Annotated in this window: 20 protein-coding genes; 13 read left to right on the top strand and 7 right to left on the bottom strand. The window is 63.8% G+C overall.

The features are described 5' to 3' along the window. The first annotated feature begins 20 nt into the window (after positions 1-20). Positions 21-1,322 (top strand): NCS2 family permease, encoded by a 1,302-nt coding sequence (locus F0Q04_RS20405; protein WP_182343215.1) that lies wholly within the window; start codon positions 21-23, stop codon positions 1,320-1,322. Positions 1,323-1,616: 294 nt separating this feature from the next. Continuing rightward, on the top strand, positions 1,617-2,252 hold the full coding sequence (locus F0Q04_RS20400; protein WP_182343213.1) for a YbhB/YbcL family Raf kinase inhibitor-like protein: 636 nt from the start codon (positions 1,617-1,619) through the stop codon (positions 2,250-2,252). Positions 2,253-2,298: 46 nt separating this feature from the next. On the opposite strand, the gene F0Q04_RS20395 is transcribed toward F0Q04_RS20400, so the two are convergent. Beyond that, the gene (locus F0Q04_RS20395; protein WP_182343211.1) at positions 2,299-3,960 is read right to left on the bottom strand and encodes an L-lactate permease; all 1,662 of its coding nucleotides are present in this window, start codon (positions 3,958-3,960) and stop codon (positions 2,299-2,301) included. 275 nt (positions 3,961-4,235) lie between these two features. Between F0Q04_RS20395 and F0Q04_RS20390 the strand changes: the two genes are divergently transcribed. From F0Q04_RS20390 to F0Q04_RS20375, 4 genes are all read left to right on the top strand, one after another. Beyond that, entirely contained in the window at positions 4,236-5,405 is a 1,170-nt protein-coding gene (locus F0Q04_RS20390) for an alpha-hydroxy acid oxidase (RefSeq protein ID WP_116927535.1), read from the top strand. Positions 5,406-5,548: 143 nt separating this feature from the next. Then, a complete protein-coding gene (locus F0Q04_RS20385; RefSeq protein ID WP_182343209.1) occupies positions 5,549-6,460 on the top strand; it encodes a DMT family transporter in 912 nt (303 codons plus the stop codon). A gap of 103 nt (positions 6,461-6,563) precedes the next feature. Continuing rightward, positions 6,564-7,907, top strand: coding sequence for an MFS family transporter (locus F0Q04_RS20380; RefSeq protein ID WP_182343207.1), 1,344 nt, complete (start codon positions 6,564-6,566; stop codon positions 7,905-7,907). A 156-nt stretch (positions 7,908-8,063) separates the two neighbouring features. Next, positions 8,064-9,305 carry a Y-family DNA polymerase gene (locus F0Q04_RS20375; RefSeq protein ID WP_116927538.1) on the top strand — a complete coding sequence of 414 codons (1,242 nt, stop codon included), beginning with the start codon at positions 8,064-8,066 and terminating at the stop codon, positions 9,303-9,305. Here the strand turns inward: F0Q04_RS20375 and queF are convergent, their stop codons facing one another. The 4 genes from queF to F0Q04_RS20355 all read right to left on the bottom strand — a co-directional run bounded on the left by queF (position 9,306) and on the right by F0Q04_RS20355 (position 15,054). Then, positions 9,306-10,163, bottom strand: a complete 858-nt coding sequence (queF, locus tag F0Q04_RS20370) for an NADPH-dependent 7-cyano-7-deazaguanine reductase QueF (RefSeq protein ID WP_182343205.1) — start codon at positions 10,161-10,163, stop codon at positions 9,306-9,308. Positions 10,164-10,218: 55 nt separating this feature from the next. Continuing rightward, a complete protein-coding gene (locus F0Q04_RS20365; RefSeq protein ID WP_232539419.1) occupies positions 10,219-11,100 on the bottom strand; it encodes a 2OG-Fe(II) oxygenase in 882 nt (293 codons plus the stop codon). Between the two features lie 38 nt (positions 11,101-11,138). Further along, positions 11,139-11,915 (bottom strand): peroxide stress protein YaaA, encoded by a 777-nt coding sequence (gene yaaA / locus F0Q04_RS20360; RefSeq protein WP_182343201.1) that lies wholly within the window; start codon positions 11,913-11,915, stop codon positions 11,139-11,141. 64 nt (positions 11,916-11,979) lie between these two features. After that, complete coding sequence (locus tag F0Q04_RS20355; protein ID WP_182343199.1) at positions 11,980-15,054, bottom strand: Rne/Rng family ribonuclease; 3,075 nt, start codon at positions 15,052-15,054, stop codon at positions 11,980-11,982. A gap of 588 nt (positions 15,055-15,642) precedes the next feature. On the opposite strand from F0Q04_RS20355, the gene F0Q04_RS20350 reads away from it, so the two are divergent. From F0Q04_RS20350 to F0Q04_RS20335, 4 genes are read left to right on the top strand one after another with little or no spacing between them, the layout of a single operon-like run. Continuing rightward, positions 15,643-16,674 (top strand): RluA family pseudouridine synthase, encoded by a 1,032-nt coding sequence (locus F0Q04_RS20350; RefSeq protein ID WP_116927542.1) that lies wholly within the window; start codon positions 15,643-15,645, stop codon positions 16,672-16,674. Between the two features lie 21 nt (positions 16,675-16,695). Beyond that, the gene (locus F0Q04_RS20345; protein ID WP_116927543.1) at positions 16,696-17,352 is read left to right on the top strand and encodes an HAD-IA family hydrolase; all 657 of its coding nucleotides are present in this window, start codon (positions 16,696-16,698) and stop codon (positions 17,350-17,352) included. A 60-nt stretch (positions 17,353-17,412) separates the two neighbouring features. Next, the gene (locus tag F0Q04_RS20340) at positions 17,413-17,790 is read left to right on the top strand and encodes a Rieske (2Fe-2S) protein (RefSeq protein WP_021027944.1); all 378 of its coding nucleotides are present in this window, start codon (positions 17,413-17,415) and stop codon (positions 17,788-17,790) included. Between the two features lies 1 nt (position 17,791). Beyond that, positions 17,792-18,826 (top strand): S49 family peptidase, encoded by a 1,035-nt coding sequence (locus F0Q04_RS20335; protein ID WP_116927544.1) that lies wholly within the window; start codon positions 17,792-17,794, stop codon positions 18,824-18,826. A gap of 87 nt (positions 18,827-18,913) precedes the next feature. Here F0Q04_RS20335 and F0Q04_RS20330 read toward each other — a convergent pair whose 3' ends face one another. Together F0Q04_RS20330 and F0Q04_RS20325 are read right to left on the bottom strand one after the other, a co-directional pair. Then, positions 18,914-19,696 carry an SAM-dependent methyltransferase gene (locus F0Q04_RS20330; protein WP_182343197.1) on the bottom strand — a complete coding sequence of 261 codons (783 nt, stop codon included), beginning with the start codon at positions 19,694-19,696 and terminating at the stop codon, positions 18,914-18,916. Next, a complete protein-coding gene (locus tag F0Q04_RS20325; RefSeq protein WP_116927546.1) occupies positions 19,693-20,289 on the bottom strand; it encodes a Maf family nucleotide pyrophosphatase in 597 nt (198 codons plus the stop codon). The genes F0Q04_RS20330 and F0Q04_RS20325 overlap by 4 nt, the downstream gene beginning before the upstream one ends. Before the next feature lie 26 nt (positions 20,290-20,315). Here F0Q04_RS20325 and F0Q04_RS20320 point away from each other — a divergent pair, with 26 nt between their 5' ends. From F0Q04_RS20320 to plsX, 3 genes are all read left to right on the top strand, one after another. After that, positions 20,316-20,873 carry a YceD family protein gene (locus tag F0Q04_RS20320; protein WP_116927547.1) on the top strand — a complete coding sequence of 186 codons (558 nt, stop codon included), beginning with the start codon at positions 20,316-20,318 and terminating at the stop codon, positions 20,871-20,873. A gap of 155 nt (positions 20,874-21,028) precedes the next feature. Further along, the gene (rpmF, locus tag F0Q04_RS20315; RefSeq protein ID WP_021027949.1) at positions 21,029-21,211 is read left to right on the top strand and encodes a 50S ribosomal protein L32; all 183 of its coding nucleotides are present in this window, start codon (positions 21,029-21,031) and stop codon (positions 21,209-21,211) included. A gap of 129 nt (positions 21,212-21,340) precedes the next feature. Beyond that, entirely contained in the window at positions 21,341-22,393 is a 1,053-nt protein-coding gene (plsX, locus tag F0Q04_RS20310; protein WP_116927548.1) for a phosphate acyltransferase PlsX, read from the top strand. Positions 22,394-22,397: the final 4 nt, after the last annotated feature.

The following is a 22,397-nucleotide window of genomic DNA, read 5'->3' as shown; positions in this document are numbered from 1 at the left end:
CATAACCACGAGGAGCAGCCATGAGCGCGCTGGACAATTATTTCAAGCTGGGAGAGCACGGCACAACGGTGCGGACCGAGGTGCTGGCGGGGATCACCACCTTTTTGACGATGGCCTACATCATGTTCGTCAACCCCTCCATCCTGGGGGATGCGGGCATGCCCAAGGGCTCGGTGTTTGTCGCCACCTGCCTGATTGCGGCGCTGGGCTCGGTGCTGATGGGGCTGTATGCCAACTACCCGATTGCGGTGGCGCCCGGCATGGGGCTGAACGCCTACTTTGCCTATGTGGTGGTGCTGGGCATGGGCTACACCTGGCAGGCGGCGCTGGGGGCGGTGTTTGTCTCGGGGTGCCTGTTCTTGCTGGTGACCATCTTTCGCATACGCGACCAGATCATCAACGGCATACCGGCTTCGATCCGCGTGGCCATCACCGTCGGTATCGGGCTCTTTCTGGCGCTGATTGCGCTCAAGAGTGCCGGGGTGGTGGTCGAATCCAAGGCCACCTTGGTGACCTTGGGTGATCTGCATTCGCCGTCGGTGATCCTGTTCACGCTGGGCTTTTTCCTGATCGTGGTGCTCGACCGGCTGCGCGTGCCCGGCGCCATCCTGATCGGCATTCTGGCCGTCACCGTGGCCTCTTTCATCTTTGGCGGCAACCAGTTCCAGGGCGTGTTCTCGGCACCGCCATCGATCGCGCCCACTTTCCTGCAGCTCGATATCAAGACCGCGCTGTCCAGCGGCTTTCTGAATGTGGTGCTGGTGTTTTTTCTGGTCGAGCTGTTTGATGCCACCGGCACCCTGATGGGCGTGGCCAAGCGCGCCGGCCTCCTGGTGCCCGGCAAGATGGAGCGCTTTCACCGCTCGCTGCTGGCCGACAGTGGTGCGATCTTTGCCGGCTCGCTGCTGGGCACGTCCAGCGCCACCGCCTATGTCGAGAGCGCCTCGGGTGTGCAGGCCGGTGGCCGCACAGGCCTGACCGCTGTCACCGTGGCGGTGCTGTTCCTGGCCTGCTTGTTCATTGCGCCTTTGGCTGGCTCGGTACCCGCTTATGCCACTGCTCCTGCGCTGCTGTTCGTCGCCTGCCTGATGCTCAAAGAGCTGACCGAGGTGGACTGGGCCGATACGACCGAGGCCATTCCCGCTGCCATCACTGCAGTGATGATGCCCTTCACCTACTCGATCGCCAACGGCCTGGCCTTTGGCTTTATCTCCTATGCGGCCATCAAGCTGTTCACCGGCCGCGCCCGCGAGGTGCACTGGATGGTCTGGATCATTGCGGCGCTGTTCCTGTTCAAGTTTGCCTATATCGGCGGGCATTGAGGCCTGGCCCTATCGGTTTGCGGGAGGGGGATGACTGACAGCTGCGCAGCAGCCCGCGGGGATCCTCTGCAAAACTCCCTGCCGTGGTCTGAACGCGGTCTCGGGCGATCCGCTGCGTTGTCTTCCTTGTCAATAGCTACGGCTATTGACTGCAAAAGACGCCTTGCGTCTCATCCCGATCCGCATCCATCCCGCTTGGCGAGGGTTTTACAGAAGATCCCTAGAATTTGCCAAAGTGCCCTGACCCCGGTCGAGGCCCTTTGGCTTTTTTCATACCCGCAAAGGATTTATCAGATGCAGCTCAGCAGCCATAGCTTTCAAGACGGCCAGGCCATTCCTGGCGAGTTCGCTTTTGCCGTGCCCGATGCGACAGCCCATGTCTTGCTGTCGTCCAACCGCAATCCGCACCTGGCCTGGCGCGATGTGCCCGCCGGCACGCAGTCCTTTGTCATCGTCTGCCATGATCCCGATGTGCCCAGCCGGGGCGATGATGTGAACCAGGAAGGCCGCACGGTGCCGGCCGATCTGCCCCGGGTCGATTTCTTCCACTGGTTGCTGCTGGACATTCCAGTGGGCACCACCGAGATCGCCGCCGGTGCACAGTCAGACGGCATCACCGCCCATGGCAAGCCGGGCCCCGCTGCGCCCCAGGGCCTGCGCCATGGCATCAACGACTACACCGGCTGGTTTGCCGCCGATGCGCAGATGCAAGGCGAGTACTACGGCTATGACGGCCCCTGCCCACCCTGGAACGACAGCCTGGTGCACCACTATGTGTTCACGGTCTATGCGCTGGCCACGCCCAGCTTGTCAGTCGACGGTGCACTGACGGGTGCCAATGTGCGCGCCGCGCTGGCCCAGGCCCCGGTGCTGGGCCAAGCCAGCATTACCGGCTTGTACAGCCTCAACCCTGCGGTCCCTGCTGTTTAACAACTGGGATGCGATGAACGGGGCTCCTCTGGGAGCCCCGTGGTGCTTACTTCACCACCATCAAGGTGAAGGGGTAGACATAGGCCTGCAAGGTGACAAAGATGCCCACCAAGGTGGCGAGCGCCACCGAGTGGAAGAACACATAGCGCAGGATGTCGCCCTCATGGTTGAACCAGCGCGTGGCAGTGGAAGCCACGACGATGGACTGCGCATCGATCATCTTGCCCATCACGCCGCCCGAGCTGTTGGCCGCGCCCATCAGGTTGGGTGACAGGCCCAGCTGCTCGGCAGCGACCTTCTGCATGCCGCCAAACAGCACGTTGGATGCCGTGTCCGAACCCGTCAGCGCCACGCCCAGCCAGCCCATCATCGTGCCAAAGAAGGGGTAGAACACGCCGCTGTTGGCAAAGGCCAGGCCCAAGGTGGTGTCGGTGCCGGAGTAGCGGGTGAGGGTGCCCAGCGCCAGCATCAGCACAATGGTCAGCAGCGAAAAGCGTACCAGCCAGATCGTCTTGAAGAACTGCTTGATGAGGGCCAGCGGGCTGTACCTCATCACCAGGCCGCCGACGATGGCCGACAGCAGAATGCCGGTGCCGGTGGCTGACAGCAGGTTGAGTACATAGACCGCGCCTTCCTTGGTGGGCTGAGGCACGACAGGTGGCACCTTCTCGATCATGTTGTGCAGCCCCGTCATCGGGAAGGATGGCGCAAACAGGCCGTTGAGCGCGGCCTTGACCGAGGGCAGGCCCCAGATGAACACAAACACCGTCAGGATGGCCCAGGGCGTCCAGGCGCGGATCACATCGGCGCGGGCATGGGCCACCACGGCGCGCGGCTTGGCCGTGCTGTCTTCGCTGGTGTCGCGGCTCTTGAGCGAGGTGCTGCGCCAGATGTTCTTGGGCTGCCACACGCGCAGAAATCCGATCAGGCAGCCCATGGAGACGATGGCGGCAATGATGTCAACCAACTCCGGGCCGATGAAGTTGGACACGAGATACTGCGGAATCGCAAACGACAGGCCGGTGACGAGGATGGCCGGCCAGATCTCCACCATGGCCTTGCGGCCTGCAAAGGCCCAGATCAGCCAGAACGGAACCAGCACCGAGAAGAAGGGCAGCTGGCGGCCCACCATCGCGGTGACCTCCATCAGGTCATAGCCATGGACCTTGGCCAAGGTGATCACCGGCGTGCCCAGCGCGCCAAAGGCGACGGGCGCGGTATTGGCAATCAGCGACAGGCCCGAGGCGGCCAGCGGCGAAAAACCCAGGCCGATCAGAATCGCCGCCGTGACTGCGACTGGCGTGCCAAAGCCTGCCGCACCTTCAAAAAAGGCGCCAAAGGCAAAGGCGATCAGCAGCAGCTGGATGCGGCGGTCCTCGGTGATTCCGGCAATCGAGTCCTGCAGGATCTTGAAGCTGCCGTTGTGCTCCGTCAGCTGGTGCAAAAAGATGATGTTCAGCACGATCCAGCCAATGGGCAGCAGTCCGGTCAAACCGCCGAAGACCGCTGCGCGGCCCGCCATATCGGCCGGCATGCCATAGACGACGATCGCTATGAGCAGTGCGCAGACCAGGCCGGCGCCGGCCGCAATATGTGCCTTGAGGTGGAGAAAACCCAGCCCTACGAGCATCACCACCACCGGCAGCGCCGCCAGCAAGGTGGAGAGCACCATATTGCCCACCGGGTTGTAGATCTGTTGCCAAACCATGCCTGACTCCTCGTTGTAGCGCAGCGCAAGCGCGCGGCCGGAGGCCATGCACCACCAGGATGGCTATGCACTGCTGTTATGCCAAAAACACCTGGATGGATAGAACATCGACATAATGTCGGCCTAGCTGTCTGCCCGTAGTCCTGTAAAACCCCTAGCTCTTGTAACGAAGGTGTGGGGTTTGCCGCCTGCGTGACAAGGACGCCGGGCACAGCGGGTTACACAGGGGCCTGGCCACCAGCGCCGCTGCAGTGGCTTGATAACAAGGAAGATTTGTGGCTGATTTATCCAAGATCACATGTATTGAAGATTTGCGCGTCCTGGCTGAAAAGCGTGTGCCGCGGATGTTTTACGACTATGCGGACTCGGGCTCCTACACCCAGGGCACCTACCGCGACAACGAGGCAGCCTTCCACAAGATCAAGTTGCGCCAGCGCGTGGCAGTCAATATGGAAGGGCGCAGCACGCGCAGCACCATGGTGGGGCAAGAGGTCAGCATGCCCGTGGCCATTGCGCCCACGGGCCTCACGGGCATGCAGCATGCCGATGGCGAAATCCTGGCGGCCCGCGCGGCCAAGGCCTTTGGCATCCCGTTCACCTTGTCGACGATGAGCATCTGCTCGCTCGAAGATGTGGCCGAGCACACGGGCCGCCACCCCTTCTGGTTCCAGCTCTATGTGATGCGCGACCGGGGCTTTATGGAGCGCCTGATCGACCGCGCCAAGGCGGCCAATTGCTCGGCGCTGCAGCTAACGCTGGACCTGCAGATCCTGGGCCAGCGCCACAAGGACATCAAGAACGGCCTGTCCACACCGCCCAAGCCGACGATCAAGAACCTCATCAACCTGGCGACCAAGCCGCGCTGGTGCATGGGCATGCTGGGCACCAAGCGCCGCACTTTTGGCAATATCGTCGGCCATGTCGATGGCGTGGCCGATGTGAGCTCGCTGTCGTCGTGGACGGCCGACCAGTTCGACCCCTGCCTGAACTGGGGCGATGTGGAGTGGATCAAGAAGCGCTGGGGTGGCAAGCTGATCCTCAAGGGCATCATGGAGGCCGAGGATGCGCGGCTGGCTGCCGAGACCGGGGCCGATGCACTGATCGTCAGCAACCATGGCGGCCGCCAGCTCGATGGCGCGCCTGCGACGATTGATGCGCTGCCGTCCATCGTGCAGGCTGCCGGCAAGGACATCGAGGTCTGGCTGGACAGCGGCATCCGCAGTGGCCAGGATGTCCTCAAGGCCCGCGCGCTGGGCGCCCAGGGCACGTTGATCGGCCGCAGCTTTCTGTACGGCCTGGGCGCTTATGGCCAAGAGGGCGTGACGCGCGCGCTGCAGATCATCCACAAGGAGCTCGATGTGTCGATGGCCTTTTGCGGCCACACCAACATCAACAATGTGGACCCGCGCATTCTGGTGCCCGGCACCTATCCCCAGCCTTATTGAGCGGAGCAGGGGGCCGGCAGCGTGCTGGCCCCTCTTGATGCCGCAGGCTCGCATCGCCAAATGCAGGCGCACGGGTAGCGCCGATGGCCTACCATCGGTGGCCTTGTGATGAAGTGGATGCGGTAATGGCTGACGGAGCGGGAATGCAATGCGGTGGTTGGTGGATGGCGCTGGTGGTGTTTGCCGCCATCGCGCAGACGGCGCGCAATGCGGCGCAGCGCTCGCTGACCCGCGATCTGGGCACCTGGCCCGCCACCTTGGTGCGTTTTCTCTACGGCCTGCCGCTGGCTGCGCTGGCGCTGGTGCTGCTCTACACCTTGCCCGCCAAGGCGCCTGAGGTTGCGCATTGGACTGGCGCCTATTTTGGCTGGCTGGCGCTGGGCGCGTTCTTCCAGATCGCCGCCACTGGCGCCTTGCTGCTGGCGATGCAGCAGCGCAATTTTGCCGTCGCCGTCACGCTGTCCAAGACCGAGGTGCTGCAGGTGGCGCTGTTTGGCGCGGTCTTTCTGGGCGAGCTGCCCACCTACTGGGCGCTGGCAGCGATGGCCATTGCCACCATTGGCGTGGCGCTGCTGTCCTTGCCGCCGCGCCAGATCGGCGCCAAGCTCGACTGGCGCAGCAAGGCTGCGATGTATGGCCTGATCTGCGGCGCCTGCTTTGCGATTGCGACAGTGGGCTTTCGCGGTGCGGCGCTGGCGCTCAATGCGCCCAGCGCGCTGCTGTCGGGCGCCTGGGGCGTGTTCATTGCGCAGTGCATGCAGACCTTGGCGATGGGCGCCTGGTTTGTCTGGAGTGACCGCAGCGTGCTGGTCCGCATTGCCCAGGCCTGGCGCGTGTCGCTGTTGGCGGGCTGCATGGGCAGTGCGGCGTCGCTCGCCTGGTTCAGCGCGTACGCGCTGCAAAGCGCCGCGTCGGTACGCACCCTGGGCATGGTCGAGGTGGTGTTCAGCTACCTGGTCTCGCGCCGGGTGCTCAAGGAGCAGCTGCGCCGCAATGAGAAATGGGGCATTGCGCTGATGCTGGTCGGTATTGTGGTGATCTGCACCCAGCTTTAGCCAATGGGGTGGGTGCGGGCGGTGGAAATTCAGCGCCCGTCTGACATCAGAGGGTCTCGCAGGCGGCGCATCATGGTCTGCATTGCTACACGGGACCATTCCAATGACAACACCCTCCGTGCCAGGATCTGGGCCATCGGCCGCCCAGACTTCGGCCAATACCCCTCCCCATTACAGCCCTGAAGAAAAGCGCCACCGCATTTTCTCTATCATGGCGGCCTCGTCGGGCAACCTGGTCGAATGGTTTGACTTCTATGTCTATGCGTTCTCGGCCATCTACTTTGCCGCCGCCTTCTTCCCTAAGGGTGATCCCACCTTACAGCTGCTCAACACCGCCGGGGTGTTTGCCGCCGGCTTTTTGATGCGCCCCATCGGCGGCTGGCTGTTTGGCCGCATTGCCGACAAGTACGGCCGCAAGAAGTCGATGCTGATCTCGGTGACCATGATGTGCGCCGGCTCCCTGGTGATTGCCTGCCTGCCCACCTATGCGCAGATTGGGGCATGGGCGCCGTTTTTGCTGCTGATGTGCCGCTTGTTCCAGGGCCTGTCGGTGGGCGGTGAATATGGCACGACAGCCACCTATATGAGCGAAGTGGCGCTCAAGGGCCAGCGCGGCTTTTTCTCGTCGTTCCAGTATGTGACCCTGATCGGCGGCCAGCTGCTGGCCGTGCTGCTGATTGTGATTTTGGAAGCGGTACTGACGGACGCCGAGCTGCGTGCCTGGGGCTGGCGCATTCCATTTGTAGTGGGCGCTGCGGCGGCCGTTGTGGCCATGCTGCTGCGCCGGACTCTGCATGAAACCCAGTCCACCGAGGCGATGCAGAACAAGGAAACCGGCACCCTGGCCAACTTGTTCAAGCACCACTGGCGCGCCTTTGTCACCGTGCTGGGCTATACGGCCGGCGGCTCGCTGATCTTCTACACCTTCACCACCTATATGCAGAAGTACCTGGTCAACAGCGTGGGCCTGCCGATCAAGACCGCCAGTTACGTGATGACCGTGTGCCTGTTTGTGTACATGTGCATGCAGCCGCTGTTTGGCGCGCTGTCCGACCGCATTGGCCGGCGCACCAGCATGATGCTGTTTGGTGCGCTGGGTGCGCTGGGCACCGTGCCGATTCTGACCACCATGCACCAGGCCTCGTCGCCGGTCACGGCTGGCCTGCTGATCCTGGTGGCGCTGGCGATTGTGAGCTTCTACACCTCGATCTCGGGCATCGTCAAAGCGGAGATGTTTCCGCCCGAGGTGCGCGCGCTGGGCGTGGGCCTGGCCTATGCGGTGGCCAATGCCATTTTTGGTGGCTCGGCCGAGTTTGTCGCGCTGGCGCTGAAGAACGCCGGCCATGAAAATGCCTTCTTCTGGTATGTGTCGGTGATGATGGTGATTGCCTTTTTGTTCAGCCTGCGCCTGCCCAAGCAGGCCGCCTATTTGCACCACGACCACTGACCGCCCGCAGCAGCCGGCTCGGCAGCCTCCGCTGCCGGTTTTGCGCGACTGGGGGCTGCAAGCCGCGCCGCGCTGGGAGACAATAGCCGGGTGTGCTCCTCCCCCTCGCCATCGCCTGTTGTTCTGCCGCCGCGCCGCCGCATTGCGCATCTGGACATGGATGCCTTCTATGCCTCGGCCGAGCTGCTGCGCTACCCGCAGCTCAAGGGGCTGCCCGTCATCATCGGCGGGGGCCGCCGGGCAGAAGATGAGGCGCTGAAAGCGCGCTATGGCGAGCGCCTGGACGAGATCCCGCCCGAGGCCTTTCCTCAGCTCAAAGACTATGTGGGCCGGGGCGTGATCACGACGGCCACCTACCCGGCGCGCGCCTTTGGCGTGGGCTCGGCCATGGGCATGATGAAGGCGGCCAAGCTCTGCCCGCAGGCTATTCTGCTGCCGGTGGACTTTGCGCGCTACCGGCATTTCTCGCGCCAGTTCAAGGCCATCATCACCGCGATGGCGCCTCAGATGGAGGACCGGGGCGTGGACGAGGTCTATATCGACTTCACCCATGTCGAAGGCGGCCAGGAAGACCATGGCCGCAGCCTGGCGTTGCGCATGCAGGCGGCCATTCATGCGGCCACCGGGCTGACCTGCTCGGTCGGGGTGGCCCCCAACAAGCAGCTGGCCAAGATGGCCAGCGAATTCAACAAGCCCAATGGCGTGTCCATTGTGCTCGAGAGCGATCTGCAAACGATGATCTGGCCGCTGGCCTGCCGCAAGATCAATGGCGTGGGCCCCAAGGCCGATGCCAAGCTGCAGGCACTGGGCATTAACACATTGGGCGATCTGGCCGCCAAGGACCTGCCCTGGTTGGTGGCACACTTTGGCCGCAGCTACGGCGCCTGGCTGCATGCATCGAGCTGGGGGCGGGACAGCCGGCCCGTGGTGACCGAGAGCGAGCCGGTATCGATGAGCCGCGAGACCACGTTTGACCGCGACCTGCATGCGGTGCGCGACAAGGCCGAGCTCGGCGCGATCTTTACCGAGCTGTGCCAGATGGTGGCGGCTGACCTGCAGCGCAAAGGCTATGTGGGGCGCACGATTGGCATCAAGCTGCGCTACCCGGACTTTCGCATCGCCACGCGCGACCACAGCCTGCCGCTCTACACCCAGGATGCCGCTGCCATCCGGCATGCGGCGGGCCAGTGCTTGAAGCGCGCGCCATTGGACCAGCGCCTGCGGCTCCTGGGGGTGCGGGTGGGTGGGCTGCTGCCGCTGGAGCAGGCCTTGGCGCAAGGCTTGGTGGGCGACTGGCAGGCCATGCGCCAGGCATTGCGCCAGGCCCAAAGCCGCCCGGCCATAGCCGAGCACAAGGCCGACCCCTACACCTTGCCGCTGTTCGGCGATCTGGACTGATTACTGGCGTGCGGTGCGGATATTGGCCGGCAGGGCCATCGGCTGGCTGGTGCGCAGCGGGTTGATGTCCAGGCCTCCCCGGCGCGTGTAACGGGCATAGACCGTCAGGCGGATCGGCTTGCAGTGCTTCCAGATATCGACAAACATGCGCTCGACACACTGCTCATGGAATTCGTTGTGGTTGCGAAAGCTCACGATGTACTGCAGCAGGCGTTCCTGGTCGATCGCCGGGCCGGTATAGCTGATGCGCACGCTGCCCCAGTCGGGCTGGCCGGTGACCAGGCAGTTGCTCTTGAGCAGGCGGCTGCTGAGCGTCTCGGTGACAGGCGCCTCATCAAAGGCGGCGCGCAGCAGCTGGGGTTGGGGCTGGTAGTGCTCGCAGTCGATGTCCAGCCGGTCCAGGTTCAGGCCGTCGAGCTCTTGCAGCGGCAGGGTGTCGAACACCTCCGGGTCGATCATCTGCACGCCGACGGAGGCCTGGTAGGGCGCGCCGCGCCATACGGCTTCGCTGATATCGGCGAGCAGCTTGGCGCGTACCTCATCGACTGAGCCAAAGCGGCTGTTGTTGAAGCTGTTGAGGTAGAGCTTGAAGGACTTGCTCTCGACGATATTGGGCGTCTCGCAAGGGATGGTGAAGCTCACCAGGGCCACCTGGGGCTTGCCGCGCAGGTTGAGCCAGGAGACCTCATAGGCCGTCCACAGGTCGGCGCCAAAAAAGGGCAGCTTGTCGGCTTGCAGGCCAATCTCGTCGCGCTTGGCCTGGCGCGGCAGCGGAAAGAGCAGGGTGGGGTCGTACTGGTCGATGTATGCGGAGCGCTGGCCCAGGGGCGATTGCTCGGGCGAAGGGGAGACGGTCATGCTGTGGAACAAAAAGCGGCCGCTGCCGGCGCGGGGGCCCGGCGGCGGCAGCGGTTTACTTGAATTCGCCCTCGCGCAACCACTTGGTGGCGATCCATTTCTCGCCGGCAATCACCGGTGAGCCGCCATGCAGGCTTTTGGTTGCGGGGTCGGGCGCGGGGTAGCTGAAGAACACCGCATTGCCGCGGCGCGGCGCCACTTCCAGCCCCACATCGGGGAAGCTGGTGCCGCCGCCGGCTTGCGGGTTGTTCAGGTAGATCACCAAGGTGGCCAGGCGCTGGCCGCCACGCTTCAAAATCGTCGGCGTGCCCGGCTGGGTCGGGTCGAAATAGTCGTAGTGCGGCTTGTACTCGGCGCCAGGCCGGTAGTGCAGCACCTGCAGGCCCTCGCCATGGTTTTCCGGCCAGTTGACCAGCTTGGCGATGCGGCGCTCCAGCGCGGCGACGGCGGGCGTCTCCTCGCGCTGGAAGAACATGCCGTCGCTGGTGCGGTCGGCATTGACTTCTTCGCCACCGGTCTGGGTCTCAACGGTCAGCGAGCGCTGCATGCGCGGCTCGGCCGCAGCGATGATGGCGTCGCACTCCTCGTCGGACAGCAGATTGCCGAATACGACGACGCGCGGGTGCTGCAGGGCCAGCAACACGCTGACCTCGCGGTCACCGACATCGATGGTGGAGGGCGATTGGCCCAGGTTGGGCTCGGGCAGGGGACGGGACAGGGCAGCTGGCAGGGAGGCCGCCGCAGCGGCGGTGTCCTTGCTCGCCTGCAACTGCGCGAGGTGCTCGGTCAGCACCGATTCCATCGCGGACTCGGCGACATCGGCGTTCCAGCCGGCATCGCACATGGCTTTGAAGACGCGGTCGGCGCTGACGCCGGCGCTGGCCTGATCAATGATCCAGGCGCGCAGTTCCGGGGTGAGGGGTTGCGAGGCTGTCATCAGATTCCTTTCGCGGCCCATTGTGCATCAAAGTCGCATCAATCGACTTTGCGCCTGAACACGAAATGGTCTTCACTCGAGGCCTCGGGCGCGAAGGCATAACCGGCGGTGCTGAACTTCTTCAAGGCCGCCGGCGTCTTGGTCTGGTGCTCGATGGCGTAGCGCGCCATCAGGCCGCGTGCCTTCTTGGCAAAGAAGCTGATGATCTTGTACTGGCCGTTCTTGTAGTCTTCAAAGCTGCAGTCGATGACGCGGGCGCGCAGCACCTTGCGGTCGACCGATTTGAAGTACTCCTGCGAGGCCAGGTTGACGACCACGGGCTTGTCTTCGTCCGCCTGCTGCGCATTGAGGTAGTCGGCGATCTGCGTGCCCCAGAAGTGGTAGAGGTTGCTGCCCTGGTCGGTCGCCAGGCGCGTGCCCATCTCCAGCCGGTAGGGCTGCATCAGGTCGAGCGGGCGCAGCACGCCGTAGAGGCCGCTGAGCATGCACAGGTGGGACTGCGCCCAGTCGAGCTGCTTGGCGCTCAAGGTGGGGGCCTGCAGGCCGTCGTAGACATCGCCGTTGAAAGCCATGATGGCCTGGCGCGCGTTCTTGCTGCTGAATTTGGGCGACCAGGCCTCATAGCGGGCCACATTCAGCGCAGCGAGCTTGTCGCTGATGTCCATCAGGCTGGCAATCTGCTGGGGCGACTGCGTGCGCAGCACTGCGATCAAGGCCTTGGACTGGGGAATGAACTGGGGCTGCGTGCTGGCGAGGCCCGCAGGCAGCGGGGTTTCATAGTCCAGAGATTTGGCGGGCGAGAGCAGAAACAGCATCAGGGGCTCCATCAATGAAACAGGCCGGATCGCTCCGGCCTGAGGGTTGCGGGGTCAGCGCTTTTTAAGCGGATTCGCGCTCAAAAGGCAGCACCAGGTCGGTCAGATCCTTGCGCGTCTCGACAAGGATCAGCGGGCCCTGGTCGATCTGCACCACGGGCTGGCGCTCACGCGGCACATGCACGGGCTTGGGCTCGGCCGCAATGGCCGCTTGCACGGCTGCGATCTTGTCGGCATCGGAGTTGATCCATTGCAGACCTGCGGTGCTGGCGATCTGGTGCAGTGCATCCAGGGGCAGCGCGTAGCTGGCAATCGCTGGCAGACCGGCCTTGGCAGGCGCTGCAGCGGCAGGCGCAGGGGCTGGGGCGGCGACCGGTGCTGCTGCGACAGGCGCCACAGGTGCAGCAGGCGCATCAGACACTGCGGGGGCTGCTGGAGCCACTGCGGGAGCAGCTTGCTGAGCGGCAACCGGTACCTCGCCCTGGGCCACAGGCGCAGGAGCTGCTGCCCCATCGGCCACCGCAGGCGCCGGGGTATCTGCCGATGCCGCGGCAGGCGCTGCGTTGAAGTAGCTGCGGCGGGGTGCCTCGTCGCCATCTTGCGACACGCTGGAGGAGGCCGGGACGACATCGGCGCCAAAGCCCGAGTCGGCGGCGGCGTTGTCGCCTTCGGCCTGCTCGTCGCGGCCATTGCGCTCGCGCTCACCACGGTTGCGGCGGTCGCGGCCATAGCGGTCACGCGAGCGGCGCTCACGGCGCTCAGGCGTTGCGCCATCTGCATCGGCGGCTGGGGCCGTCTGGTTGCCGGTCTCCAGGTCCAGCGATGGCAGCGAGGCAATCACCGCATCGGCGTTGATCGGCGCCGGTGCCACGGCGTTGAGGGGCTGGGCCGCCTCGTCACCGTTGTTGCGGCGGTCTTGGCGCTCACCACGTTCAGCACCACGGTCACGGCGGCCTTCACGCGGCTCGCGGGGAGCGCGCTCGGGGCGGGGTGCGCGTTCCTGGCGCTCGCCATTGGCTGCGGCGTTGTCGCCGGCTTGCGGGTTCAGCGGGGCGTCGTCACGGCGGTTGCGCTCCTGGCGGTCACCGCGCTCACCACGGCGGTTGCGGCCTTCCTGGTCGCCACCACGGGGGCTGCGGCTGCCATCGGCTGCGCCGTTGTTGCCGCGGCCATTGCGCTCGCCGCGTTGTTCGCCTTCGGCGCGCTCGCCACGGGCGGGGCGGTTGCCATCCTTGCGCTCACCGCGGTCGCCGCGCTCTGCACGGTCACCCCGGCCGCCACGGTTGTTGGCGTTGCGGCCATCGCGGTTTTCACGGCGGGCCTCGCCAGCAGGTGCTGCTGCGGGTGCAGGCACGGGCGCTGGTGCGGGCTCAGGGGCCATGCCGAAAAAGCGCTTGAGCCAGGCGAAGAAGCCCTTTTGCGGGGCAGCCACCGGTGCGGCAGCAGGCGCTGCGGCGGGGGTGCCAGCGGGCTTGCCGTTGTGCGGGCTGGCCGTACGGGCAGCGGGCGCCGGGCGTGGCTCGGCAATCGGTGCCGGTGCATCGGGCAGCACGCCCTTGATGACGGGGGTCTGCTTGTTGGTCGGCTCTTGCGAGCGGCGGGTAAAGCCCAGGCTTTCCTCTTCGGGGTCGGCCAGCTTGTAGCTCGCTTCCATCGAGTCCAGACGCGGGTCGTCGTGCTTCATGCGCTCGAGCTTGTAGTGCGGGGTCTCCAGTGCCTTGTTGGGCACCATGGTGACGGACACGCGCTGCTTGAGCTCGATCTTCTGGATTTCGGTGCGCTTTTCGTTGAGCAGGAAGGAGGCGACTTCGACAGGCACCTGGCAGTTCACCGCTGCCGTGTTGTCCTTCATCGACTCTTCCTGGATGATGCGCAGGATCTGCAGCGCCGAGCTTTCCGCATCGCGGATGTGGCCGGAGCCGCCGCAGCGTGGGCAGTTGATGTGGGCGCCTTCGCTCAGCGCCGGCTTGAGGCGCTGGCGGCTCATCTCCATCAGGCCGAACTTGCTGATGGTGCCGAACTGCACGCGGGCGCGGTCCTGGCGCAGCGCGTCACGCAGGCGGCTTTCCACATCGCGGCGGTTCTTCGACTCTTCCATGTCGATGAAGTCGATCACGATCAGGCCACCCAGGTCGCGCAGGCGCATCTGGCGGGCCACTTCGTCAGCGGCTTCCAGGTTGGTGCGGGTGGCGGTTTCCTCGATATCACCGCCCTTGATGGCGCGGGCCGAGTTCACGTCGATGGAGACCAGCGCTTCGGTGTGGTCGATCACGATGGCGCCGCCCGATGGCAGCGTCACGGTGCGCGAGTAGGCCGACTCGATCTGGTGCTCGATCTGGAAGCGGCTGAACAGCGGCGCGTCATCGCGGTAGCGCTTGACGCGGGCAGCGTGCTCAGGCATCACATGGGCCATGAACTGCTGGGCTTGTTCATAAATGTCATCGGTGTCGATCAGGATGTCGCCGATGTCATTGTGGAAATAGTCGCGGATCGCACGGATCACCAGGCTCGATTCCTGGTAGATCAGGAAGGCGCCCTTGCCCGACTTGGCTGCGCCGTCGATGGCGCCCCAGAGCTTGAGCAGGTAGTTCAGGTCCCATTGCAGCTCAGGCGCGCTGCGGCCAATGCCGGCCGTGCGCGCGATGATGGACATGCCCTTGGGGTATTCGAGCTGGTCCATGGCCTCCTTGAGCTCGGCGCGCTCGTCGCCCTCGATGCGGCGCGAGACACCACCACCCCGGGGGTTGTTGGGCATCAGCACCACATAGCGACCTGCCAGCGAGATGAAGGTGGTCAGGGCCGCGCCCTTGTTGCCACGCTCTTCCTTCTCGACCTGAACGATCAGCTCCTGGCCTTCCTTGATCACATCATTGATGCGGGCCTGGCTGGGGGAGACGCCTTCGGCGAAATACTGCTTGGAGATTTCCTTGAAGGGCAGAAAGCCGTGGCGGTCTTCGCCGTAGTCGACAAAGCAGGCTTCCAGGGAGGGCTCGACCCGGGTAACAACGGCTTTGTAGATATTGCCTTTGCGTTGTTCGCGGCCTTCGATTTCAATTTCGTAGTCCAGCAGCTTTTGGCCATCAACAATGGCGAGGCGGCGCTCTTCAGCTTGCGTGGCGTTGATCAGCATCCGTTTCATGATGCGCGTCCTTCGTAATGCGGGACAGGCTGCCTTTGTCAGTCAGGCACCTGTCTCCAATCCCAACAATAAACAGGCTCTTACTGGAGCCACAGATGCCGGGACAGACGCAGAGAAACGAAAGAATTCACAGAGCGTGTCATGTTTGCTGGTAATACTTATGTCAGCACAGGGGATCTAGGCACGCGGGAGAGGGCATGTAAATAAGCAGCCAGCCAGCGCTGGGCTGCCTCCGGCTGGGATATTTGCCCTGAGAACATGCGCACAGCGGGCACAGCAAGACGCACTGGCGCACAGCTGCTGCTGTGCCAGAGAGTTGCCATCCAAGCCCACAAAATCAACATGTTTGGTGTGAAGACGATCAGCTGGGCGGGGCCTGGTTGCAGGCCTTTGCGACAGCTGTCGCCAAAAATCTGTTTTTTCGTTGTTTCAATGTGTCTGTCCGCCTGATTCACTTGGCGTCCCCTGCGCAATCTTTTGGTATGCAGGTGGGGCGGCAAGGCGATCAGCCAGACATCGACCGGCCTGTGCGGGTACTGGTGGGTGAATTAAACTGCTCACCGGTAAACCAATAACTCTATCGCGCAGGTGAAACATATTATAGGGGGCAAACCGGGCGAGCCCCGTAGTCCACAAGCACCCCCAGTGGCTGTAAGGCTGGTCGAGGTCCACCCCGACGACGCAGGCCAGCGCCTGGACAATTTTCTGATGCGCCACCTCAAGGGCGTACCCAAGACCCATGTCTACCGCATCATCCGCCAGGGTGAAGTCCGTATCAACAAGGGCCGCGCGACAGCGGACACTCGCGTCCAGCCCGGCGATGTGGTGCGGATTCCGCCGGTGCGCGTCGCAGCAAAACCGGACGAAGCCGAGCGCGCGGTGCCAGCTAGGGAGTTTCCCTTGTTGCTCGATGACGATGTCATGCTGGCGATCAACAAACCCGCAGGCGTGGCCGTGCATGGGGGCTCGGGCGTCAGCTTTGGCGTGATCGAGCAGCTGCGCCGCGCCCACCCCGATGCCCGCTTTCTGGAGCTGGTGCACCGGCTCGACCGCGAAACCTCGGGCATCCTGCTGGTGGCCAAGAAGCGCTCGGCGCTGACCCATCTGCAGGACCAGTTCCGCGAGCGGGAGACCGGCAAGACCTACCTGGCGCTGGTCATCGGCGAATGGACGGCCAACAAGAAGGTGATCGACACCCCCCTGCGCAAATACCTGCTGCCCGATGGCGAGCGCCGCGTGCGCGCCACCACGGCCGATGACCCCGAGGGCATGCGCTCGGTCTCGCTGGTCAAGGTGCAACAGGTGTTTGCGGCCCGGCACCAGCTGGGCCTGCCAGCGATGAGCCTGCTGGAGGTGACCATCAAGACCGGCCGCACCCACCAGATCCGCGTGCACCTGGCCAGCAGCGGCCATGCGATTGCCGGCGATGAGAAATATGGCGACTTCGATCTGAACAAGCGCCTGGCCAAACATGGCCTCAAGCGCATGTTCCTGCACGCCTGGCGCCTGCAGTTCAACCACCCGCAGACGGCAGAGCGCGTGCAACTGGGCGCCGAGCTGCCGCTGGAGCTGGCAGACTTTGTGGCGGCGGCCTCGGCGGCCGATGGATCAGTTTTGTGACAGATATAGAAAGAGAACCCCATGGCCCGCCAATTTGACCTGATTGCCTTTGACTGGGATGGCACCCTGTTTGACTCGACCGCGGCCATTGCGCTGTCGATCCAGGATGCGGTGCGGGATGTGGGTGGCACGGTGCCCAGCCTGGCGGATGCCAAGTATGTGATCGGCATGAGCCTGCAAAGCGCGCTGCGCCATGCCGCGCCCGATGTGCCGGAGGACCAGATGGTGGCGCTGACCAACCGCTACCGGCTGCATTTCCTCAAGCGCCAGGAGCAGGTGACCTTGTTTGACGGCGTGCTGGAGCTGCTCGACCAGCTGACCGCCAGCGGCCACCTGCTGGCCATTGCCACCGGCAAGAACCGCCGGGGGCTGGACCGTGTGCTGGATACGACCTTGCTCAAGGGGCGCTTCCATGCGACGCGCACCTCGGACGAGACGGCTGGCAAGCCCCATCCGCTGATGCTGCAGGAGCTGATGGCCGAGCTGGATGTGGCGCCCGAGCGTCTGCTGATGGTGGGCGACACCACGCATGACCTGCAAATGGCCGTCAATGCCGGCTGCGCCAGCGTGGGAGTGAGCTACGGCGCCCACCACCATGTGGGTTTTGAGGCCTTCAACCCCTTGTATGTGGCCCATACCGTTGCTGAACTGCAACAGTGGATGGCGGATCATGCCTAGCTATGGTGCAATTACTGTCTGTATGTACAGTCAGATGAACCTCGGTGAACAGGTGCGGTGATGGCGGAAGTACCGGCGCAGATGATTGCCTTGTGCCAGAGCGATGCGCTGCTGCACGGTGGGCGCGCGGTGGCCTTTGATGTGGTCTATGCCGGTCAGACCTGCCAGGCCTTTGCCATCCGCTACCACGCGGGAGTCCATGCCTATCTGAACCGATGCACCCATGTGGCGATGGAGATGGACTACCAGCCGGGGCGGTTTTTCGACGACACAGGTAATTGGTTGCTCTGCGCCACCCATGGCGCCGCCTATGTGCCCGATACTGGAGCCTGTGCCGGCGGTCCCTGTCGTGGCGGTTTGGTCAAGGTTGCGCTGAGTGAGAGTGATGGCGTGGTCTATTGGCACACGGATAACCGTCTCCAACCTCTTGATTTTTAAGATGAACCCCATGGACAACAACCCTCAGCACAATCCGCCGCCGGCGCCCGACCTGTGGGGGCAGACGGCCGCAGCGGCGCCTGCCGCTGCCGCAGCACCCAGCCCGGGCTGGGAGCGCTCGGTGCTGGAGCGCCTGGCCTTTGACACGCTCAAGGAGCAGCGCGCAGCGCGCCGCTGGAAGATTTTCTTTCGCCTGGTCTGGCTGGGCTTGGTGGTTGCGTTTGTCAGCTACCTGTTTGGCTCGGACGGATCGGCCGCCAAGACCTCGACCGAGCACACGGCTGTGGTCGAGCTCAAGGGGGAGATCGCCTCCGGCGCGGACGCCAGTGCCGAATTTGTGATTGCGGCCCTGCGCACCGCTTTTGAGGATGACGGCGCCAAGGCCGTGGTGCTGCTGATCAACTCGCCCGGTGGCAGCCCCGTGCAGGCGGGCATGATCAATGACGAGATCGTGCGCCTCAAGGCCCAGTACAAGAAGCCGATGTATGCGGTGGTCGAGGAGTCCTGCGCCTCTGCCGCGTATTACATTGCCTCTGCGGCTGACAGCATCTATGTCGACAAGGCCAGCATCGTCGGCAGCATTGGCGTGCTGATGGATGGTTTTGGTTTTACCGGCACGATGGAAAAGCTGGGCGTGGAGCGCCGCTTGCTCACCGCTGGCGCCAACAAGGGCATGCTCGATCCATTCAGCCCCATGAATGACAAGCAAAAGGCCTATGCGCAGCAGATGCTGAGCCAGATTCACCAGCAGTTCATCCAGGTCGTGCGCCAGGGCCGGGGTGACCGTTTGAAGGAAACCGAGGACACCTTCAGCGGCCTGTTCTGGACGGGCCAGGAGGCCGTGAAGCTGGGCCTGGCCGATGGCCTGGGCAGCCTCGACCAGGTGGCCCGCGATGTCGTGGGTGCCGAAGAGGTGGTGGACTACACGCGCCGCGACAATGTGGCCGAGCGCTTTGCCAAGCGTTTTGGTGCCTCGGTCGGCGCGGGCGCGGTCGGCACCCTGCGCTCGATGTCGCTGCTGCCCAGCGTGCGCTGACAGCCTTCAAGGCTTGAATGACAAAGCGGTGCCGAGGCACCGCTTTTTTCATGGGCGTGCCGCAACGGCTGCAGCCATTAACGGGGCTTAGCGGCCAATGGCAAACACCATGGGCGTGCGGTTGTCCAGGCTGGTGTTGAGTGGCTTCCACTGCTTGACCAGGCGGCTTTGCGTATTGGCGCTCTCCAGGGTCAGTCCGCTGGAGATGGACAGGCGCGTGTTGGGCTGCAGGGTTTGCAGCAGCGCACCCAGCAGCGCCTGGTTGCGGTAGGGCGTCTCGATGAAGATCTGGGTCTGGCCCTGGCGCAGCGCCAGTTGCTCGAGCTCACGCAGGCGGGCGCTGCGATCGGAGGCGTCGCTGGGCACATAGCCGACAAACGCAAAGTTCTGGCCATTGAGGCCGCTGGCGGCCAGTGCCAGCAGCAGCGAGGTGGGGCCAACCAGCGGAACCACGTCGATGCCTGCGTCATGGGCGGCGCGCACCACCGAGCTGCCGGGGTCGGCAATCGCGGGCATGCCCGCTTCGCTCACCAGGCCCATATCATGGCCTTGCAGCGCAGCGGCAATCAGGCTGCTGCTATCGCTCCCAGCGCTGGTCTGCGGGTGGTGGTCGCCTTTTTTATGGGCTTCGCGCGGCAGCTCGGCAATGTTTTGCTGCTGCAGCGGCAGCGCCAGGGGCGCCACCGCATCCACACGCTTGAGAAAGGCGCGGCAGCTTTTGGCGTTCTCGCAGATCCAGTGGGTGATGCGGGCGGCGGCTTGCACGGTGTGCAGCGGCAGCACATCGGTCAGCGGCGCCTCGGTGGCGCAGCCAAAATCGAGGGGGGTCGGCACCAGGAACAGGCGCCCTTTGGTTGTTTGTTGGTTCATGGCAACACCAATCCGGCAGCGCGCAGCAAACGGGCTGTGCGGATCAGGGGCAGGCCGATCAAGGCGGTGGGGTCGTCGCTCTCGATGGCGTCGAGCAGGGTGATGCCCAGGCCTTCGCTCTTGGCGCTGCCGGCGCAGTCATAGGGTGTTTCTGCCACCAGATAACGCTCGATCTCAGCGTCTTCGAGCGGGCGGAACACCGTGCGCACCACGGCGGTATCGGCCTGCGCAAAGCCAGTGGCCTGGCAGACCACGGCCACGGCGGTGTGGAACTGCATGCTTTGCCCGCTCATCGCGCGCAACTGCTCCACGGCTTTGTCATGCACCATCGGCTTGCCCAGCGGCTGGCCGTGCAGGTCGGCCACCTGGTCCGAGCCAATCACGATGGCATCGGGGTACTGGGCGGCCACCGCATGGGCCTTGGCCAGCGCCAGGCGCAGCGCCAGCGCGGCGGGGCTTTCGCCGGGCTGTGGGGTTTCATCCACATCGGGCGAGGCGGTCTCGAAGGGCAGGCGAAAGCGCGACAGAAGCTCTCGCCGGTAGCGGGAGGTGGAGCCCAGTACAAGGGCGCGGGGCATCAGGGATTCAGACATGCCCAGATTCTCTTACACTGGCGCGCATGACAAAGGAATTTTCTGTCAATCGCCTTGAGATCAAGGCTTTTGCCCACCAAAACGCGGCGCTGGAAGGCGAGCTGCCCCTGGGGCAGCTGGCCCGCTTGCTGGCCGAAGACCAGCGCGGCGAGGCCGCTGCCGCCGAGCCCGTGCGCTGGGTGCTCGATGGTGAATGGGTGGAATCGACCGGCGGCCCAGGCCAGGCCTGGCTGCATCTGCATGCCGAAACCCAGGTGCAGCTGCAGTGCCAGCGCTGCATGCGCCCGGTGGATGTGGCGGTGGAAAGCAGCCGCTCCTTTCGCTTTGTGAAGGACGAGGCCACGGCGGCAGCGCTCGATGACGAGAGCGAAGAGGATGTGCTGGTCCTGGCGCCCCAGATTGATGCGCTGGAGCTGATCGAGGATGAGTTGCTGATGGCACTGCCCATGGTGCCCATGCACGAAGTCTGCCCCGTCGATGTGAAGCTGGAGTCCGCCACCCAGGATTTTGACGACCGCCCTGCGGAAAAAGCCAATCCCTTCGCGGCGCTGGCATCGCTGCGCATTGATAAAACCCAATCCTAGTTCGGGTGGCTTGAAGCCTGCTTGCGATCTTTGCTATAATTTGAGGCTTCGCGCGAATCCCTCGTGTCTTTAATGGGCTAGTCGCGTAAATTTCGGGCATGCGTTTGTGATTGCGCAGGCCATGTCACCAACCCTTTCAAGACTCAGGAGCCATCATGGCTGTTCAACAAAACAAGAAATCCCCTTCCAAGCGCGGCATGCACCGTTCGCACAACGCACTGAACGTGCCTGGCATCGCTGTGGAACCCACCACCGGTGAAACCCATATGCGTCACCACATCAGCCCCAACGGTTTCTACCGTGGCCGCCAAGTGCTGAAGAACAAGTCGGAAGCCTAAGCCATAGCTGTATAAAAAAGGCCCGCAGCTACATAGTAGCGCGGGCCTTTTTTATTTCTTGCCAGTTTGCGGCGCGCTGCGCGCCGAGCTGGAACTCGGTGCGAACAACGTCAAAGAATTACCGAACGAATGATCACACTGGCCGTGGATTGCATGGGTGGGGACGCAGGTATCCGTGTCACGCTACCCGCATGCAAGAAGTTTTTGGATAGCCACCCTGATGCCCATCTGTTGATGGTCGGGCAGGCTGAGGCATTGCAGTCTTTTCAGCACGAGCGTGCCACCATCGTGCCTGCAAGCGAAGTGGTCACTATGGATGACCCGGTGGAAGTGGCGCTGCGCAAGAAGAAGGATTCTTCGATGCGGGTTGCCATCAGCCAGGTGAAGTCGGGCGCCGCACTGGCAGCCGTGTCGGCGGGCAATACCGGGGCGCTGATGGCCATTGCCCGTTATGTGCTCAAGACGCTGGAGGGCATTGACCGCCCGGCTATCGCCACCCAACTTCCCCACGCCAAGGGCGGCGCCACCACGGTGCTGGACCTGGGCGCCAATGTGGATTGCAGTGCAGAGCATCTGCTGCAGTTCGCCGTCATGGGCTCGGCCTTGGTCAGCGCCCTGGAAAACAAAGAAAACCCCACCGTTGGCCTGCTCAATATTGGTGAAGAAGCCATCAAGGGCAGCGAGGTCATTAAGCGCGCCGGCGAGCTGCTGCGCACCGCTGGCCAGTCGGGTTACCTCAATTTTTACGGCAATGTCGAAGGCAATGACATCTTCAAGGGCACGGTTGATATCGTGACCTGTGATGGCTTTGTCGGCAATGTCGCGCTCAAGGCCAGCGAAGGCGTGGCCAGCATGATCAGCAACGGGCTCAAACAAGAGTTCAAACGCAACCTGCTCACGAAGATCGCCGCAGTGATCGCTTACCCGGTGCTGGCGCGCTTGATGAAGCGGGTGGACCACCGCCGCTACAATGGGGCTGCATTGCTCGGATTGCGCGGCCTGGTTTTCAAAAGCCATGGCTCGGCCGACGCGGTGGCGTATGAGCATGCCTTGCGGCGCGCCTATGATGCCGCCCGCAATGATTTGCTGGGGCGTGTGCAGACCAAGATTCAGACGGCAGCGCCCCTGCTGATGTCGGCAGACAGCAATGCTGCTGCCAAAACCGTGACGTCTCCTACCTGAATTC

The organism is Comamonas koreensis (genome assembly GCF_014076495.1).
GTDB lineage: Bacteria > Pseudomonadota > Gammaproteobacteria > Burkholderiales > Burkholderiaceae_C > Comamonas > Comamonas squillarum.
The sequence above is the reverse complement of the archived record's forward strand: the minus strand, read 5'-3'. Positions and strand labels throughout refer to the sequence as shown.

Bases quoted from the DNA above. Each gene is read 5' to 3' on its own strand.
- F0Q04_RS20325 (WP_116927546.1), bottom strand. From the start codon at position 20,289: ATGTCTGAATCCCTGATGCCCCGCGCCCTTGTACTGGGCTCCACCTCC.
- F0Q04_RS20400 (WP_182343213.1), top strand. From the start codon at position 1,617: ATGCAGCTCAGCAGCCATAGCTTTCAAGACGGCCAGGCCATTCCTGGC.
- F0Q04_RS20345 (WP_116927543.1), top strand. From the start codon at position 16,696: ATGGCCCGCCAATTTGACCTGATTGCCTTTGACTGGGATGGCACCCTG.
- queF (WP_182343205.1), bottom strand. From the start codon at position 10,163: ATGACCGTCTCCCCTTCGCCCGAGCAATCGCCCCTGGGCCAGCGCTCC.
- F0Q04_RS20375 (WP_116927538.1), top strand. From the start codon at position 8,064: ATGGATGCCTTCTATGCCTCGGCCGAGCTGCTGCGCTACCCGCAGCTC.
- F0Q04_RS20385 (WP_182343209.1), top strand. From the start codon at position 5,549: ATGCAATGCGGTGGTTGGTGGATGGCGCTGGTGGTGTTTGCCGCCATC.
- F0Q04_RS20320 (WP_116927547.1), top strand. From the start codon at position 20,316: ATGACAAAGGAATTTTCTGTCAATCGCCTTGAGATCAAGGCTTTTGCC.
- F0Q04_RS20335 (WP_116927544.1), top strand. From the start codon at position 17,792: ATGAACCCCATGGACAACAACCCTCAGCACAATCCGCCGCCGGCGCCC.
- F0Q04_RS20330 (WP_182343197.1), bottom strand. From the start codon at position 19,696: ATGAACCAACAAACAACCAAAGGGCGCCTGTTCCTGGTGCCGACCCCC.
- F0Q04_RS20380 (WP_182343207.1), top strand. From the start codon at position 6,564: ATGACAACACCCTCCGTGCCAGGATCTGGGCCATCGGCCGCCCAGACT.
- F0Q04_RS20395 (WP_182343211.1), bottom strand. From the start codon at position 3,960: ATGGTTTGGCAACAGATCTACAACCCGGTGGGCAATATGGTGCTCTCC.
- F0Q04_RS20340 (WP_021027944.1), top strand. From the start codon at position 17,413: ATGGCGGAAGTACCGGCGCAGATGATTGCCTTGTGCCAGAGCGATGCG.
- F0Q04_RS20355 (WP_182343199.1), bottom strand. From the start codon at position 15,054: ATGAAACGGATGCTGATCAACGCCACGCAAGCTGAAGAGCGCCGCCTC.
- plsX (WP_116927548.1), top strand. From the start codon at position 21,341: ATGATCACACTGGCCGTGGATTGCATGGGTGGGGACGCAGGTATCCGT.
- F0Q04_RS20365 (WP_232539419.1), bottom strand. From the start codon at position 11,100: ATGACAGCCTCGCAACCCCTCACCCCGGAACTGCGCGCCTGGATCATT.
- F0Q04_RS20405 (WP_182343215.1), top strand. From the start codon at position 21: ATGAGCGCGCTGGACAATTATTTCAAGCTGGGAGAGCACGGCACAACG.
- yaaA (WP_182343201.1), bottom strand. From the start codon at position 11,915: ATGCTGTTTCTGCTCTCGCCCGCCAAATCTCTGGACTATGAAACCCCG.
- rpmF (WP_021027949.1), top strand. From the start codon at position 21,029: ATGGCTGTTCAACAAAACAAGAAATCCCCTTCCAAGCGCGGCATGCAC.